Below are 17,596 nucleotides of genomic sequence, written 5' to 3' on the forward strand. Positions count from 1 at the left end.
TGACGTCGCGGCCTCCATGCCAGGAACAGCCCCGTATCAGCGTTCCGGCACGGTGCAGCCGTTGATCGCGCAGTAGTCGGCCGCCCGCCGCTGCTCGTCCTCGGTCAGCTCCGGCGGTGGCCGGGCGATCGCGGACTGGATCTGGTCGGGGCCGCCGGTGAGCTTGTTCAGGCCCTGCGCGGCCTTCATCAGGCCATAGCCGATGCCCATCATCAGGTAGCCGCCACTCATGCCGACCTGCTCGGGCGTCGGCGGCTCGCTCCAGTTCTTGCTGAAGCGATTGGGCGCGGCCTGCACCGGGTTCTTGAAGCGATACAGGTCCAGCGGCTCGTCATCTTCGGGCTTGATGGCGCGTACTTCGCCCAGGGTGGTGACGTTGCCTTGCGCCGGCACCTCCACGACATCATTCGGATCGGTTTGCGCGTTGTCGGCATCTTCGGGTTGAACCACCACGGCCCCGGGGGGCGAGGCCGCTGTGCTTGCAGGCACGGCCTGCTGTGCCTGCGCCGTCCCCGCCAGCATCATGCCGGCCAACCATATGCTCCATTTTGCCGGTAATGCCACAGCCACCCACCCTGCCTGTTGCGCGTCGCCTGCAGCATACGCAGGCAGTCCTTCACATTTTGTTGGAACGCCGGCGTCCGTTCAGCATGTCGTAATCCCAATGGGTCTCACGGCGTGAGACACCAATATGCTTCCATATGTTCTTTGATCGGCAGTTGCGTGCATGGCGTTCTCCCTCGCTCCCCGCACCGAAGCCAGCGAACGGGCGCTGGCAACCACCGATGGCCTGCCCTCGCGTGACGGCTCGCTGCTCGGCCAGCGCCTGGCCCGGCGCTACAAGGACCGGGTCACCGGCAGCTTCACCCTTCCCGGCCGCGAAGGCAGCTATGCGCCGATTCCCGATGACGTGCCCGAGGCGCTGAAAGCCGCATTGAAGGCGCGCGGCATCGAACAGCTGTACTCGCACCAGGCCGAGGCCTGGGACGCCAGCCAGCGTGGCGAGCACGTCGCCATCGTCACACCTACCGCCTCCGGCAAATCGCTGTGCTACACCTTGCCGGTGGTCAGCGCGGCGATGCAGGGCAATGCCAAGGCCTTGTACCTGTTCCCGACCAAAGCGCTGGCGCAGGACCAGGTGGCCGAGCTGCTGGAGCTCAACCGCGCCGGTGACCTCGGCGTCAAGGCGTTCACCTTCGACGGCGATACGCCCGGCGATGCGCGGCAGGCGATCCGCCTGCATGGCGACATCGTGGTCAGCAACCCGGACATGCTGCACCAGGCCATCCTGCCGCATCACACCAAGTGGGCGCAGTTCTTCGAGAACCTGCGTTATGTGGTGATCGACGAGATCCATACCTATCGCGGCGTGTTCGGTAGCCACGTCACCAACGTGCTGCGGCGGCTCAAGCGCATCTGCGCGTTCTATGGCGTGCAACCGCAGTTCATCCTGTGCTCGGCGACCATCGGCAACCCGCATGCGCATGCCGAGGCGCTGGTGGAAGAGAAGGTGCATGCGATCACCGAGTCCGGCGCACCGACCGGGCCCAAGCACGTGCTGCTGTGGAACCCGCCGGTGATCAACCCGGATCTTGGCCTGCGCGCCTCGGCACGCTCACAGGCCAACCGCATCGCCCGCATCGCGATCAAGAGTGGCCTGAAGACCTTGGTGTTCGCACAGACGCGCTTGATGGTTGAAGTGCTGACCAAGTACCTGAAGGACATCTTCGACAACGACCCGCGCAAGCCGGCACGCATCCGCGCCTACCGCGGTGGTTACCTGCCGACCGAGCGCCGCGAGGTGGAACGGGCGATGCGCGCCGGCAACATCGACGGCATCGTCAGCACCTCGGCGCTGGAGCTGGGCGTGGATATCGGCGCGCTCGACGTGGTCATCCTCAACGGCTACCCCGGCAGCGTTGCGGCGACATGGCAGCGCTTCGGCCGCGCCGGTCGTCGTCAGCAGGCCGCGCTGGGTGTGATGGTGGCCAGCAGCCAGCCGCTGGACCAGTACGTGGTGCGGCATCCGGACTTCTTCGCCAACGCAACGCCCGAGCACGCACGCATTTCGCCGGACCAGCCGCTGATCCTGTTCGATCACATCCGCTGCGCTGCATTCGAGCTGCCGTTCCTGGCCGGCGAACCGTTCGGGCCGATCGATCCGCTGGTGTTCCTGCAGGCCTTGGCCGAGACCGAAGTGGTGCATCAGGAGGGCGACCGCTGGGAATGGATCGCCGACAGCTATCCCGCCAATGCGGTGAGCCTGCGCGCGGTTGCCGACGGCAACTTCGTGGTGGTGGACCGCAGCGACGGCAAGCAGCAGATCATCGCCGAGGTGGATTACTCCGCCGCCGCGTTGACCCTGTACGAAGGCGCCATCCACATGGTGCAGAGCACGCCGTACCAGGTGGAGCGGCTGGACTGGGACGGCCGCAAGGCCTACGTGACCCGCACGCACGTCGACTACTACACCGACAGCATCGACTACACCAAGCTCAAGGTACTGGACCGCTTTGACGGCAATGGCGCCGGGCGTGGTGATTCGCACCACGGCGAAGTGCACGTGGTGCGACGCGTGGCCGGCTACAAGAAGATCCGCTACTACACCCACGAGAACATCGGCTACGGCCCGGTCAACCTGCCCGACCAGGAACTGCATACCACCTCGGTCTGGTGGCAGCTGCCGCAGGCCACGCTGCTGCGCAGCTTCGCGCAGAAGCAGGACGCGCTGGATGGTTTCCTCGGTGCCGCTTATGCGCTGCACATCGTTGCGACCGTGGCAGTGATGGCCGATGCGCGCGATCTGCAGAAAGCCGTGGGCAATGGCGATGGTGCCTGGTTTGCGGTCGCCGACCAGACCGGCCGTGGCCAGCTGCGTGGCAATGAAGCCGGCGAAGCCACGGTGGAGCTGATGCAGAGTTTCGTCCCCACGGTCTACCTGTACGACAACTTCCCCGGTGGCGTGGGCCTGAGCGAACCGCTGTGGCAGCGCCAGGGCGAGCTGGTGCAGCGCGCGTTGGAGTTGGTGGAGCGTTGCGACTGCAATGCCGGCTGCCCGGCCTGCGTTGGTCCGGTGCTGGCTGCGCAGGAAGATGACAAGGGACCGACACCACGCTCATTGGCATTGACCGTGTTGTCGCTGCTGTCTGCCGAGCGTTGCGACCAGGTGCCGACCATCGTCATGGACGAGGCCATCGACCTGCTGCCATGAGCATCAGCCTGGACATATTGAAGGCCCTGCGTAAACAGGCGGGGCTGGCGACGGCGCCGCCTGCAGGGCCCGCAGCTGTTGTAGGAGCGGCGTCAGCCGCGAAGCCACCGATGGTGGAAGCCGCAGCAGAGCCGGTTGCTCCGGATGCATCTGGTTCTTCATCGGCTGCGGAAACTACACCGGCTTCGCGGCTTACGCCGCTCCTACAAGAGCCGAAGACGGAATCCTCGGTATTCGGCTGGGTCGATCAGATCCAGCACAAACCTGCAGTACCGCAGGATGGCGCTGCGCTGCGTCGCTTGTTGGCCACACGCAATCGCGCCATCGCGCCGGCGCAGCCAGTCGAACGTGGCCCGGTTGATCGCGATCTACCCGGCACCGAGATCGCCCCCGGACTGCATCTGATCGAAGCCTTCATCCCGCAGGCGATTCCAACGCAACCGCTGTCGTTGGCTTTCAGCAAGCGCCCTGAAGAAACTGTCGCGCCGCAGGACCTGCTGTTCTTCGATACCGAGACCACCGGCCTGGCCGGCGGCACCGGAACCCGCGCCTTCATGATCGGCGCCGCCGACTGGCATCACGATGCAGCGCGCGGCGAAGGCCTGCGCGTGCGCCAGCTGCTGATGTCGACGATGGGCGCGGAGAGCGCGATGCTGGAGTTGTTCGCCAGTTGGTTGTCACCGAGCACGGTGCTGTCCAGTTACAACGGCCGCTGTTACGACGCACCGCTGTTGAAGACGCGTTACCGTTTGGCGCGGCGTGGTGATCCGATTTCCGCGCTGGATCATGTTGATCTGCTGTTCCCTACTCGCCGTCGCTATCGCGGCACCTGGGAAAACTGTCGCTTGGCGACCATCGAGCGGCAACTGTTGCTGATAGCGCGCGAGGATGACTTGCCGGGTTCGGAAGCGCCTGCGGCGTGGTTGAGTTATCTGCGTGGCGGCAGCGCGCGTAATCTGCGTCGTGTTGGTGAACACAATCACCAGGACGTGGTGACTTTGGCGCTGCTGTTCCTGCGCCTGGTACAGGCGGAAGCGGATGAGCGGGCGGAATTGGCGCTGGAGGCTGAGGGCTGATTTTCGGTTGCTCGTCAGGCTCTGCTTGTAGAGCCTACCCCTCCCCAGCCCTCCCCTTGGCTATGCCAAAGGGAGGGGGCCAAGCTCTGCTCCCTCCCTTTCGCTGAAAGCGAAGGGGAGGGTTGGGGAGGGGTACTTCTGCTTGAGCTCCAAACCAAGCCACAGCAAACCCTCCCAGAACATCAACCACCAAGCGGCTGCGCGATTCCGCTGCTGATCGCTTCGCGGATCATCTGATCCGCATCACGATTGGCCTTGGCACTGGCCGCCGCCTGCTGCCGGCCCAGCTCGGCCTGCTGCTTGCCCAATTCCCTCTGCTGCGCAGCCAGGCTTTCCATCTCCGCACGCATCGCCGGGTTGTCCATTTCCTCGCGGGCCTGGTCAAGCTTGCGACGCGCTGCTTCGTATGCGCGGCGCTGTGCATCGCTGCGTTCACCCGAACTCAGTGCCAACTCCGCCTGCTCACTCGCCAGCTCACCAATCCGTGCGCCGATCTCGCCCATGCGCTCACCGATCTGCCCCTGGCGGTCGCCCAAGGCTCCCTGCCGGTCACCCAGGCGGCCCTGCGCATCACCCAGACGCACGCTTTCGGCATACAACCCCTGAAAGCGCGACAAGGTTGCCGCATCGCGCACCACATAGCGCTTGCCATCACGACGCACCAGCAGCACGCCCTTGCCGTCGTCCAGTTGCTTGGCTTCGCGCAGGTCGGCGACGCTGCCATTCATGACGTTGTGGTTGCCCTTGATCAATACATAACCATCGGCGTTCTGGTTGCTGGAAAGGTGGATCACACCTTGCGTACGCAATGGTTCAGCGGGTGCGGGCGGGGCGGCAGGCGGGGCGGGGGGCACGACCAGCGCCGGTGGAGCGGGCGGTGCAGGCGGGGCGGCGGGTACCGCAGCACCAGCAACCACCGTGCGCGACACCGAACGTGCAACCGGTGCAGTTGGCGCAACCGGGGCGACGGGCGCTGCCACAGGTGCGGGTGGTGCCGGCGGCGCGGGCGGTACCGGCATCGCCACCAGCCGCAACGGTGCCACGCCGACCAGGGCGACGGCGGCAATGATCAAGGCCGCACCGACGCGCGGGAAGGAAGAAGTGTCCTGCAACATGAGCAATCTCCGCTTGAGGCTGAGGAAGGTCGGCGACGCGCTGGCCAAACCAGCGCCCGGCCGGGGAGCAACGCCCAACTGCAACAGCAGGCGTCCGTAGTGTTGGCGGCAGTGCCGGTCACCAGCGACCACCGCGGCATCCACCGCGGCTTCGCGGGCAATGCCGTATTCGCGGGCAGCCAGGTGCACCACCGGGTTGAAGAAGAACAGGTGCTGGGCAACTGCAGGCACCAATCCCAACCACAGGTCATGGCGTTGCAGATGCACGAGTTCGTGAGTCAGCGCCATGTCCAGCTGGTCGTCACCCATGCGCTGCAGGCCACGCGCTGGCAGCAGCAGCACCGGACGCCATGGGCCAATCAGCTGCGGCGAGTCGATCGCAGAGCTGAGCATCAAGCGCGGTGCGCGGCGCAGGCCATGCGCATCGGCGGCAAGCGCAAGCGCCGCGTTGAGCTTGTGATCGTGGCAGGGCAGTGCGGCACGCAGCAGGGCACGACTGGCGCGATACGCCAGCGCAGTGCGCAATGCCATCACCAGTACGCCAGCAGCCCACATCGCCATCAGCACCAGGCTCCATGACCAACTGCTGTCCGCCGGCAAGGGCTGCATCACGATGAGCGGCGCGGTAGCCACCGGTGCAGCGGTCACTGCAGCCTGCGCCACCATCGGTGCAGCATCGACGGCAGGCAGCAGCGGCAACTCCAGCGGTGACGCCCAGAACAGGCCAACCACGGCCTGCACCGCCACCAGCCACCACAGCGCGCACTGGGTGCTGGCCGGCAGGCGTCGCACGTAGCGGCACAGCAGCCACACCAGCCCGGCCAACAGCGCAGTCTGCACGCTGGTCGCCAACAGGCGGCTGCCCAACAACTCGAGCGTCATCGACATGGCTCAGTCCTCCCGGCGCTGCGACTGCAGCTTGCTGACCAGCGCTTCCAGTTCGGCCAGTTCGTTGTCGCTGACCTCGGCTTTCTCCGACATCCACGCCACGAAGGGCGAGATCGAGCCCTGCAGGGTCTTCTCGACGAAGCTGCCGACCGCGCCGTTGACCACGTCCTGCTGTTCGGCGGTGGAGCTGTAGCGGTACACGCCTTCGTCCTGCTCGCGCTGCAGGTAACCCTTGGTGCGCAGGCGCTCCATCATCGTCAGCACGGTGGAGCGGGCCAGCCCGCGGGCCTCACCGAAGCGCGCGGCAACCTCGCCGACGCTGGTGGGTTCGTTCTCTCCGATGTACTGCAACAGGGCCAGTTCCTGGTCCCCGATGGTCTTGCGGCGCATGGCCGTCTCCGTGACTACATTTGTCGTCACGGTAGATCTGCCTACATTTGTAGTCAATAGCCCGGATGGCACCCTGTCCGCTGCCGGGCTGAATGATTCAGCTGACCGCGCTGTCGATCTGCCAGCGTGCGAACTCGCTTTCAAACTCGGCCAGGCTAAGTAGACCGAGACAGGCATGGGCACCGGTCGGCAGCGCCTCACCACGGGCAACGCGGCGCGCCAGCAGCACGGCCGCGAGGGTCGGAATCTCCGGGCCGTGCAGCATTGGCGCGGTCAAATCCCAATGCACGGTGTGCTGCAGGCCACCGCGCTGACCACGCAAAGTGATTCGCATGCCGCCAAGATCAGTGCCGAAGCGATCGAACCAGCGCCCTGCTCGGGCGAACACGCCGGCCAAGGCTTCCATCGGCAATGGCAGGCCAACGCGGCGAAGCCAGGCCATCGCAGCCAGGCAACGCGACAGGAAGGGCAACTCCAGCGCCGCACGGAAGCGCACGGTCGCCACGCCTGGATAGCGTTGCACCAGCAATGTGTGATCCGGCACATCGCAGGGCGAGGCCAGGCGCGGACCGATACGTGCGAAGCGCACCGGCTGCGGATCGGCCCAGCCGACCACGGTCTGCCAGCGACCATCCACCCAGCACTCGAACGGCTTGCCGCAATACGACAGCACCGCGCGCACCGTGGCCATGCCCAAGGGCGTGGCCTGCGCGGGTGCGATCACCATGTCGATGCTGTGCAGTTGATCGAACTGCGGGGCGAGTGCGTCCACGACTGCGCTGGACAGCGCCGGCAAGGTGCTGGCGCCGCTGATCGCGCTGCGTTGTGTCTGTTCGGCCAAGGCCTGCAGCTGCTGCGGGAAATCCGCGACGAAATCGCGACCGTCGGCCAGGTCGATGTAATGCATACCCGCGCGCAGGCAGGCCTGAGCCACGTCGTAGCCCTGGCCTTGGAAAGGACCGGCTGTGTGGATGACCAGTGCAGCTCGCGTGGCTGCAAGCTGCGCTGCGAAATCAGCTGCGGCGGTATCCAGCCTGCACATCTCGATGGCCGCCAGATCCACACCGGGTAGATGCGCCGCAGCCTGCGCTGGGTTGCGGCCCGCGGCTATGACTTTGATGCCTGGCGTGATCGCAAGCGCACGCACGATGCGCGCGCCGAAATGACCGTAACCGCCCAACACCAGAACACGACAGCTTTCCTGCTGCGACATCGGATCTTCCTGCGTTGATTGCTGGGTGGATTATCAGCGAGGAATGAACTGAGTTGGTCCCTCCCCTTTGACGTAGCCAAGCGGGAGGTTGGGAGGGGTGGCTTTTGCCGTTGCTTGTGCTCGTGGTTCGGCGTTCCAGCGAAGAGCACCCCTCCCCAACCCTCCCCTGCGCGTTGCGCAAGGGAGGGAGCAGGTCCGCTGCGCTTGATGCAAGGGAGGGAGGCTTTGCCCCTCCCCTTTGACGTAGCCCAGGGGGAGGTTGGGAGGGAGTGGCTTTGGCCGTTGCTTGTGCTCGTGGTTCGACGTTCCAGCGAAAAGCCCCCCTCCCCAACCCTCCCCTGCGCGTTGCGCAAGGGAGGGAGCAGGTCCGCTGCGCTTGATGCAAGGGAGGGAGGCTTTGCCCCTCCCCTTCGCTGCGCGAAAGGGAGGGAGTGGATGCGCAGCGCTCCGTCGGAACCAGGGCTCTTCATCCCGCTCTTACGCAAACAATCGCACCCTGCATGCATACCACCACCTGGAGTCCGCCATGTACCGGATGCTGGTCATCGCCAGTTTCAGCGCCATCGTCGCCACTGCCTGCAGCACCACCCGGGTCAGTCAGGTGCAACCCATCGATGGTGTCATCTCCGGCCAATGCCATACCGACATGGTGCGCGGTGCGGTCGGCCTTGCCGCCGGGCCTGATACCGTCGAGCGCGCGCGCGTGGACAGCGACAGCCTGCAGGTGCAGGTGGTGCGCGGCAACGACCAACCCGACAGCGCGGCCTCCATCCAGACCCAGGCATCGACGGGGGGTGAGCGCCTGACCATCGAAGTGGGCCGAACCAACAACATCACCGCGCTGCGTTGCGGTTGAAACGCCGGCTGTCGAAACGCAGGTTGACCTGTGCAACACAGCGTGGAACGGCCTGCGGCGGTTCTCCGCGGTAAAACTGTGCCGCTCGCGTCCTCAACAGAGACAGCTACGCAGCAGTGTCGCGCAATCTGGTGCGACGCAGTGTCAACACTTCCTCACTTGGCGATATGCTTGGGCTGACCCTCAATAGCTTGGAGTTCCGATGCAATTCCCGTCGACGCCGCGCGCCCTGCGCCGCCCCGCCGCCCTGATTGCCACCGCTGCACTGCTGCTGGCCCTGAGCGGCTGCACAAAGCCGGCCCCGGAAGAACAGGATGAGGCACTGAACCAATCCCAGCAGGCCGCTGAAGCCGCCGCAGCGCCCGCTGAAGCCACGCCGCCGCCGGGCGCCTGCGACGCCAGCCAGGTGCAGGGTCTGGTCGGACAGACCTATACCGATGCCATGCAGGCCCAGGCCAAGGAAGACGCCGGTGCCACCGACGTGCGCGTGCTCAAGCCCAACCAGCCGGTCACGATGGAGTTCATCGGCGAGCGCCTGAACATCGAACTGGATGAAAAGGGCGCGGTCAGCGGCGTCCGCTGCGGCTGAATTGGCAGCGCCAAAGCCTTGCTGGGCAAGGCTTTGGTTGCGCTCGCAACGATGTATTGCGGCGTTGCAACAACTGTGATTTAGTCGAACCATCCGGTGACCTCAAGGTGCGCTCCAGGTTGAGCACATCATGTGCATTGGATGGGCGCGAGGGCGCTTGGGTCAGGCGTAAGACGCCATCAGGGCGTGCGCCGGGTCTTATCCCAACAGCACGTGCGGCAGCACGGCGCGAACCATCTGATAGGCATGACGTGCTCTGCGAGCGGGCAAGAGTGTCGCCGCTCACCTGAATCGCACCGAGGCACAGATGGCAGTCCGCACCCCGCAAGGGCTTTACGACCCGCAAGACGAACGCGACGCCTGTGGTTTCGGCATGGTCGCCCAGCTCGACGACCAGCCATCGCGCCTGTTGGTGGATACCGCCATCGCCGCCCTGTCGCGCATGACCCACCGCGGTGGTGTTGCAGCCGACGGGCTCACCGGCGACGGCTGCGGCCTGCTGCTGCGCAAACCCACGGTGTTCCTGCGCCAGCTGGCCGAAGAAGCTGGCATCGCACTCGGCCCCAACTTTGCTGCTGGCGTGGTGTTCCTGCCACACGATGCTGACGCCGCGCAGCGATGTCGTGCCGAACTGGATGCGCAACTGCGCAGCGCCGGCTGCCATCCGCGTGGCTGGCGTGAGGTGCCAACCGATGACAGCGTCTGTGGCCAGTTGGCGCGCGACACGCTGCCGAAGATCGAACAGGTGTTCGTCGATGCCGACATCGAGCAGAGCGCCGAGCAATTCGCACTGGCCCTGTTCATGGCCCGCCGCCGCAGCGAACAGACACTGCGCGACGTTGCTGATTACTACATCACCACGCTCAGCGCCGAGGCCATCAGCTACAAGGGCATGGTGCTGCCGGACAAGCTGAGCACGTTCTACCCGGACCTGCAGCGCCACGAACTGGCATCGAGCGTGGTGGTGTTCCACCAGCGCTTCTCCACCAACACCATGCCGCGCTGGCCGCTTGCCCATCCGTTCCGCATGCTCGCCCACAACGGCGAGATCAACACCATCGAAGGCAACCGCCACTGGGCGCAGGCGCGCAGCAAGGTGTGGAAGACGCCGAAGTTCGACATCGCCGAGCTCGACCCGGTGATCTCGATGCACGGTTCCGATTCGCAGAGCATGGACAACATGCTGGAGCTGATGGTGGCCGGTGGCATGGAGTTGATCCAGGCGCTGCGCATCCTGGTGCCACCGGCAACGCAATCGTTGGAATTCAAGGACGCCGACCTCGCCGCGTTCTATGAGTTCTATGGCTTGAACAGCGAGCCGTGGGATGGCCCGGCCGGCATCGTCGCCTGCGACGGCCGCTACGCCGCCTGCACGCTGGACCGCAATGGCCTGCGCCCAGCGCGCTGGATGCTGACTTCCGACCGCCACTTCCTGGTCGCCTCCGAAGCCGGCGTATGGGAAGTGCCGACCGAGCGCGTGGTGCGCAAAGGCAAGCTCGGTCCGGGCCAGATGATGGCCATCGATCTCAAGCGTGGTGACCTGCTCGATTCCGAAGCCATCGACCGCATCAACCGTGCGCGTGCGCCCTACAAGCAATGGCTGCACCAGGGTGTGACCTACCTGCAGACCGAGTTGATCGATCCCTCGCTGGCCGAGGAGCCGTTCGACGAAGCGACGCTGCGCAGTTACCACAAGCTGTTCCAGCTCACGACCGAGGAACTGGAACAGGTGCTGCGGCCGCTGGCCGAAACCGGGCAGGAAGCCACCGGCTCGATGGGCGATGACACCCCCATCGCCGTGCTCAGCCGCCACACCCGCCCGCTGTACGACTACTTCCGCCAGGCCTTCGCGCAGGTCACCAACCCGCCGATCGATCCGCTGCGCGAAGAATGCGCGATGTCGCTGACCACCCAGCTCGGCAAGGAGACCAACATCTTCCACGCCGGCGCGGAGACGGTGAACCACGTCATCCTCAACTCGCCGGTGCTGAGCCAGCGCAAGCTGCGCCAGTTGCTGAAGATGGAGCAGTACGTCGAGCGCAACCGTTTGATCGACCTGTCCTATAGCGTCGAGGAAGGTTTGAAAGCCGGCATCGAGCGCATCTGCGCCGAGTGCGAGCAGGCCGCACGCGATGGCGTGGTGATGCTGCTGCTGTCCGACCGCTACCCGGTCGCCGACCGGCCGATGGTGCATGCACTGCTGGCTACCAGCGCCGTGCATCATCATCTGTCCAAGGTCGGGCTGCGCTGCGACGTCAACCTGATCCTGGAGACCGGCACCGCCCGCGATGCGCACCACATGGCTTGTCTGCTGGGCTTTGGTGCGACTGCGGTGTATCCGTACCTGGCCTACCAGACGCTGTTCGACCTGGGCCGGCGCGGCATCCTGCAGTTGAAGAAGGGTGGTGAGGTCTCGCAGATCGGCCGCAGCTACCGCAAGGGCATCTACAAGGGTCTGAGCAAGATCATCTCCAAGATGGGCATCTGCACCATTGCCAGTTATCGCGGCGCGCAGCTGTTCGAGATCGTCGGTCTCGACCCGGATGTGGTTGAACTGTGCTTCCCGGATACCGCCGCCCGCATCGGCGGCGTTGGCCTGGCGCGTCTGGATACCGAAGCACGCGAGCTCACCGTGCGCGCATGGAATGATCTGGCGCAGCCGGAAGTCGGCGGCCTGCTCAAGTACGTGCATGGCGGCGAATACCACATGTACAACCCGGATGTGGTGATGACGCTGCAGCGTGCCTCGCGTACTGGCCATGCCGAAGACTGGCGCAAGTACATGGATGCGGTGCATTCGCGCCCGACCTCGGCGCTGCGCGATCTGCTGCAGCTCAAGCCGGCGGCAACGCCGGTGCCGCTGGACGAGGTGGAACCGGCCGAAGCGCTGTTCAAGCGTTTCGATACCGCTGCGATCTCGTTGGGCGCACTGTCGCCGGAAGCGCATGAAGCGCTGGCGATCGCGATGAACCGCCTCGGCGGCCGCTCCAACTCCGGCGAAGGCGGCGAAGATCCTGCCCGCTATGGCACCGAGAAGCGTTCCAAGATCAAGCAGGTCGCCTCCGGCCGCTTTGGCGTCACCGCCGAATACCTGGTAAATGCCGAAGTGCTGCAGATCAAGGTCGCGCAGGGCGCCAAGCCCGGCGAAGGTGGCCAGCTGCCCGGCCACAAGGTCAACGAACTGATCGCGCGCCTGCGTTACGCCAAGCCGGGCATCGGCCTGATCTCGCCGCCGCCGCACCACGACATCTATTCGATCGAGGATCTGGCACAGCTCATCTACGACCTGAAGCAGGTCAATCCGGATGCACTGGTGTCGGTGAAACTGGTCTCGCATGCCGGCGTCGGCACCATTGCTGCCGGCGTGGTGAAAGCCGGCGCCGACCTGATCACCGTATCCGGCCACGACGGCGGCACCGGTGCCTCGCCGATCAGTTCGATCCGCTATGCCGGCGTGCCGTGGGAACTGGGCGTGGCCGAATCGCACCAGGCACTGGTCGGCAACGACCTGCGCAGCCGCACCATCCTGCAGACCGACGGTGGCCTGAAGACCGGCCTGGATGTGGTCAAGGCCGCACTGCTCGGCGCCGACAGCTTCGGCTTCGGCACCGGCCCGATGATCGTGCTCGGCTGCAAATACCTGCGCATCTGCCATCTCAACAACTGTGCCACCGGCGTCGCCACCCAGGACGAGCGCCTGCGTGCCGGCTACTTCACCGGCCTGCCGGAACGCGTGGAGAACTTCTTCCGCCTGTTGGCCGAGGAAGTGCGCGAGTGGCTGTCGTATCTGGGCGTGCGTTCGCTGGATGAGATCGTCGGCCGCACCGATCTGCTGCAGCAGCTGGAAGTGTCGCCGCGCGAAGGCGTCAAGGTCGACCTGTCGCGCCTGCTGGCGCCTGCGCATTACGACGGCGCGCATTGCGCCGCGCAGCGCCTGTACCAGTCGCCAGACAGCCTGGCCACGCAGATGGACAACCTGCTCGCCGATGCCATCGCCAACAAGCAGGGCGGCGAGCACCGCTTCCTGATCCACAATACCGACCGCTCGGTGGGCACGCGCCTGTCCGGCACCATCGCCCGCGCGCATGGCAACCACGGCATGAGCGAAACACCGTTGAACCTGCGCTTCCGCGGCACTGCCGGGCAGAGCTTCGGCGCATTCAACGTCGGCGGCCTGAACCTGGAAGTGGAAGGCGAAGCCAACGACTACGTCGGCAAGGGCATGGCTGGCGGCCGCCTGGTGGTACGTCCGCCGCGCGGCGCCCGCTTCGAGGCACGCAACACCGCCATCATCGGCAACACCTGCCTGTACGGCGCGACCGGCGGCGAGCTATTTGCCGCAGGCCGCGCAGGTGAGCGCTTCGGCGTGCGCAACTCCGGCGCACTGGCGGTGATTGAAGGTGCTGGCGACCACTGCTGCGAGTACATGACCGACGGTGTTGTCGCGGTGCTTGGCAAGGTCGGCCTGAACTTCGGTGCCGGCTTCACCGGTGGCCTGGCCTATGTGCTCGACGTCGACCGTGATTTCGTCGACCGCTACAACCATGAGCTGATCGACATCCACCGCATCTCGACCGAAGGCTTCGAGAATCATCGCCAGCACCTGCACACCTTGATCGGCCGCCACCGCGAGTTGACCGGCAGCATCTGGGCGCAGCAGATCCTCGACGAGTTCCGCGACTACGTCGGCAAGTTCTGGCTGGTCAAACCCAAGGCCGCCAGCATCGAGTCGCTGGCCGAATCCTTGCGTCGCGCCGCCTGACGGCTAGAGCCCCTCTCCCGCCAGCGGGAGAGGGGTTGGGGTGAGGGCAGCTTCAAAGCCCCTCATCCGCCCCTTCGGGGCACCTTCTCCCGCCTGCGGGAGAAGGGCTCCTCCCCAGACATCACGAGTCCGCCATGAGCCGCAAGCAAGCCTTCCAGTTCCTCGATCTGCCCCGCACCATGCCGCAGCGCATTCCGGTGGAATTGCGCACGTCCGGCGATTGGGGCGAGCTCTACGGAAAATTCGACAAGGGCGATGCGCAGTATCAGGCCGGCCGCTGCCTGGATTGCGGCAACCCGTATTGCAGCTGGAAGTGCCCGGTGCACAACGCCATTCCGCAGTGGCTGCAGCTGGTGCAGGAAGACCGCATCCACGAGGCGGCGACGCTCTGCCATTCCACCAACCCACTGCCGGAAGTCTGCGGCCGCGTCTGCCCGCAGGATCGCCTGTGCGAAGGCAGTTGCACATTGGAAGAGTTCGGCGCGGTCACCATCGGCGCGGTCGAGAAGTACATCGTCGATACCGCGCTGGCCACCGGCTGGAAACCCGACCTGCATGCCGTTGAGAGCACCGGCAAGCGCGTGGCCGTCGTTGGTGCAGGCCCCGCGGGTTTGGCCTGCGCCGATCGCCTGGCGCGTGCCGGTGTGCAGGCCGTGGTGTTCGATCGCTACGAACAGATTGGTGGCCTGCTGCAGTTCGGCATCCCCAGCTTCAAGCTGGACAAGAGCGTGATCGACCGCCGCCGTGAGATCCTCGAAGGCATGGGCGTGCAGTTCCGTCTGGGTGTGGAGATCGGCCGCGATATCAGCATCGAACAGTTGCAGGCCGACTACGACGCGGTGTTCCTCGGCACCGGTGCCTACCGTTACACCGACGGTGGCCTGATCGGGCAGGATCTGAAGAACGTGCTGCCGGCACTGCCCTTCTTGGTGCAGAACAGCCGCATCGTCAGTGGCAACGACCCGAAGGGGCGGCCGATTGCCGGCTGGGAAGACCAGATCGCCCTGCCTGACCTCAACGGCAAGCGCGTGGTGGTGCTCGGTGGCGGTGACACCGGCATGGACTGCGTACGCAGCGCGATCCGCCTGGGCGCGGCCAAGGTGACCTGCGCCTACCGTCGCGATGAAGCCAACATGCCGGGTTCGGCGCGCGAAGTTGCCAATGCCCGCGAAGAAGGCGTGCGCTTCCTGTTCAACCGTCAGCCGTTGGCGATTGAGGCTGGCGCGGACGATGAAGTGATCGGCGTGACCGTTGTCGAAACCGAGTTGAGCGCACCGGACGCCAATGGTCGCCGCAATGCGGTGGCCATTGATGGCAGCGAATCGCTGCTGGAAGCCGATGTGGTGATCATCGCGTTTGGCTTCTCACCGACATTGCCGGAATGGCTTTCGTCGCAGGGCGTGGAGGCCAGCAGTAATGGTCGCATCATTGCCGGTGGTGCTACGCGTCTGCCGTTCCAGACCCATAACGCCAAGCTGTTTGCCGGTGGTGATGCGGTTCGCGGCGCGGACCTGGTGGTGACGGCGGTAGCTGAAGGTCGTGATGCAGCTGAGAGCATTGTTGCTTTGTTGAAACAGTAAGGTCGGGGCCGCGCCAAGAGCGCCCTCACCCCTACCCCTCTCCCGTTGAAACGGGAGAGGGGATTACTTCGGCATTTTCTGCCTGACAGCTGCCGAGCTCGCTGCTTCGGCTGTTAGCTTTGGCTACTGGCCTTGGCACCTCGATTTGGCCCTCGGCTTTGGACTGTCCGTTCGCCAGGTAATGACGACCTCCCTTCTCCCGCTTGCGGGAGAAGGTGCCCGGAGGGCGGATGAGGGGAGCTTTGGCTTTGGCTTTGCCCCCAACGCCACCAACAAGCCGGCACCCAGCTGCCCTACACTCAGAAACTCCGCACAAAGAGAAGCAGCAATGCGCATCGGCCTGGCCGCAAACCGTCTCCATCACGAAAGCGCAGACGCTGCGTTGTTCCGTTGGCTGCGCGCCAGCGAAACCGGAATACGCGAACTGGGAGTGGAGTTGCATGCCGTTGGCCGCACCTACGACGCCATTGCCAGCACTCATCCTCTGCAGGATTACCCCGGACTTCAGCGCTACCCAAACGGCCGCGAAGGCGGATTGATGAAGCTGGTGGCCGAAGTCGTAGGCATGGGCACCCCGGAGCGCACACTCGATGGCGCGATCTACTTCATTGACCCGGTCGATCCCTCATCGGTGTTCCCGGAAGCCATCGCACTCAAGCGTCAGTGCGTCATCCACGGAAAACCCTTCATCTCCACGGTGGCCACCGCTCGTGACTGGATTGAAATGGAACGCATCCACGCCGGCTTCGCTCCGGATCCAGGCGCCGATGATCTGCACGACTTCAGCAAACAGACGCTGGCGCTGATCGCCCACGATGCGCGCAAGCCAGAGATGCTCGCCTTCGCATCAGAGCACTTCGACGTGTTGTCGCAGTTCGAACACCGCATCGGTACCGGTACCACCGGTCAACGCTTGAATGAGATGGCCTGGAGCCGCGGCTGGCCACGTGACCAGGAATGGATCCACCGCTTCCAGAGCGGCCCGCTCGGTGGCGATGCGCAGATTGCCGATCGTGTGCTTGAGCACCGCTGCCAACGCGCGATCTTTTTTGAAGATCCGCATGTGGCGCGCCAGCATGAAGCGGACATCCAGTTGTTGGAACGCGCGGTGACCACGGTTACCGACGACGCGGTATGCATCACCGCGCCCAATATTGCTGCCCGCTGGGCAACAGCCGCGCAGATCCGCCGGAACGCCTGACCGTAGTGCCGAGCCATGCTCGGCATCGGCGCACCAGGCGACGCCAGCAGAACCCCCTACGCTTTGGCTTTGGCTTTGGCTTTGGCTTTGGCTTTGGCTTTGGCCGTTGCTCCGGCTGTTGCTCCAGCAGTTGCTTAAGCCCTTCTCCCGCCCGCGGGAGAAGGGTTGGGATGAGGGGAGCTTTGGCTTTTAGCTTCTGGCTTCGCTCAAGCCTTTCCGCGCCGTTGTTCCTACGCGCTTCGCGACTGATGGCCCTAGGCCACCCAGCGCCGCTCCCACAAAAGCCTGCCATCGCTGCCAAAAGCCTGTCTTTGCTCCAGGCAAAGAAAAACCCCGCTGCTTCTGGCAGCGGGGTTTTGGGTTTAAATCCTGACGATGACCTACTCTCGCACAGCTTAGGCTGCACTACCATCGGCGCAGCTACGTTTCACTTCCGAGTTCGGGATGGGATCGGGTGGTTTCATAGCGCTAATTTCATCAGGAAGACGGTTTGAGCAGCGCGTTGCGCCGGCTCCAATGCGTTTCCTTGCGGAACTAAAGCCAGGCTCAAAAACGCCTGGCTTACATAAAAAGACAAACCCCGCTGCATGAGCAGCGGGGTTCTTAGATAAAACCCTGACGATGACCTACTCTCGCACAGCTTAGGCTGCACTACCATCGGCGCGGCTACGTTTCACTTCCGAGTTCGGGATGGGATCGGGTGGTTCCATAGCGC

11 protein-coding genes and 2 rRNA genes are annotated in these 17,596 nt (G+C 64.8%); 7 read left to right on the plus strand and 6 right to left on the minus strand.

What is annotated here, in order from left to right:
- Nucleotides 1-36: 36 nt before the first annotated feature.
- Nucleotides 37-525, minus strand: a complete 489-nt coding sequence (locus QMX78_RS02360) for a hypothetical protein (protein ID WP_282266205.1) — start codon at nt 523-525, stop codon at nt 37-39.
- A gap of 202 nt (nt 526-727) precedes the next feature.
- Between QMX78_RS02360 and QMX78_RS02365 the strand changes: the two genes are divergently transcribed.
- Nucleotides 728-3,211, plus strand: coding sequence for a DEAD/DEAH box helicase (locus QMX78_RS02365; protein WP_282266179.1), 2,484 nt, complete (start codon nt 728-730; stop codon nt 3,209-3,211).
- Nucleotides 3,208-4,287: a ribonuclease H-like domain-containing protein gene (locus tag QMX78_RS02370; RefSeq protein ID WP_282266181.1), complete on the plus strand. Its 1,080-nt coding sequence runs from the start codon at nt 3,208-3,210 to the stop codon at nt 4,285-4,287. The genes QMX78_RS02365 and QMX78_RS02370 overlap by 4 nt, the downstream gene beginning before the upstream one ends.
- A 182-nt stretch (nt 4,288-4,469) precedes the next feature.
- On the opposite strand, the gene QMX78_RS02375 is transcribed toward QMX78_RS02370, so the two are convergent.
- The 3 genes from QMX78_RS02375 to QMX78_RS02385 form a co-directional block, all read right to left on the minus strand.
- Entirely contained in the window at nt 4,470-6,290 is a 1,821-nt protein-coding gene (locus QMX78_RS02375; protein ID WP_282266183.1) for a M56 family metallopeptidase, read from the minus strand.
- 3 nt (nt 6,291-6,293) lie between these two features.
- Entirely contained in the window at nt 6,294-6,680 is a 387-nt protein-coding gene (locus tag QMX78_RS02380) for a BlaI/MecI/CopY family transcriptional regulator (protein WP_282266187.1), read from the minus strand.
- A 97-nt stretch (nt 6,681-6,777) separates the two neighbouring features.
- A complete protein-coding gene (locus QMX78_RS02385; RefSeq protein WP_282266190.1) occupies nt 6,778-7,893 on the minus strand; it encodes a saccharopine dehydrogenase NADP-binding domain-containing protein in 1,116 nt (371 codons plus the stop codon).
- A 526-nt stretch (nt 7,894-8,419) separates the two neighbouring features.
- Here QMX78_RS02385 and QMX78_RS02390 point away from each other — a divergent pair.
- From QMX78_RS02390 to QMX78_RS02410, 5 genes are all read left to right on the plus strand, one after another.
- Nucleotides 8,420-8,749 carry a hypothetical protein gene (locus tag QMX78_RS02390; protein WP_282266193.1) on the plus strand — a complete coding sequence of 110 codons (330 nt, stop codon included), beginning with the start codon at nt 8,420-8,422 and terminating at the stop codon, nt 8,747-8,749.
- A 202-nt stretch (nt 8,750-8,951) separates the two neighbouring features.
- Nucleotides 8,952-9,338, plus strand: coding sequence for an I78 family peptidase inhibitor (locus QMX78_RS02395; protein WP_282266196.1), 387 nt, complete (start codon nt 8,952-8,954; stop codon nt 9,336-9,338).
- Between the two features lie 307 nt (nt 9,339-9,645).
- Complete coding sequence (gene gltB / locus QMX78_RS02400; protein WP_282266197.1) at nt 9,646-14,100, plus strand: glutamate synthase large subunit; 4,455 nt, start codon at nt 9,646-9,648, stop codon at nt 14,098-14,100.
- 134 nt (nt 14,101-14,234) lie between these two features.
- Nucleotides 14,235-15,680: an FAD-dependent oxidoreductase gene (locus QMX78_RS02405; protein ID WP_282266199.1), complete on the plus strand. Its 1,446-nt coding sequence runs from the start codon at nt 14,235-14,237 to the stop codon at nt 15,678-15,680.
- A 328-nt stretch (nt 15,681-16,008) separates the two neighbouring features.
- Nucleotides 16,009-16,881 carry a methylglyoxal synthase gene (locus QMX78_RS02410; RefSeq protein ID WP_282266201.1) on the plus strand — a complete coding sequence of 291 codons (873 nt, stop codon included), beginning with the start codon at nt 16,009-16,011 and terminating at the stop codon, nt 16,879-16,881.
- A gap of 367 nt (nt 16,882-17,248) precedes the next feature.
- On the opposite strand, the gene rrf (QMX78_RS02415) is transcribed toward QMX78_RS02410, so the two are convergent.
- Together rrf (QMX78_RS02415) and rrf (QMX78_RS02420) are read right to left on the minus strand one after the other, a co-directional pair.
- Nucleotides 17,249-17,363: ribosomal RNA gene (rrf, locus tag QMX78_RS02415) — 5S ribosomal RNA — on the minus strand.
- 131 nt (nt 17,364-17,494) lie between these two features.
- A 5S ribosomal RNA gene (gene rrf / locus QMX78_RS02420) occupies nt 17,495-17,596 on the minus strand; the annotation flags it as partial.

It is taken from the genome of Stenotrophomonas sp. PS02298 (assembly GCF_029959445.1).
Classification (GTDB): domain Bacteria; phylum Pseudomonadota; class Gammaproteobacteria; order Xanthomonadales; family Xanthomonadaceae; genus Stenotrophomonas.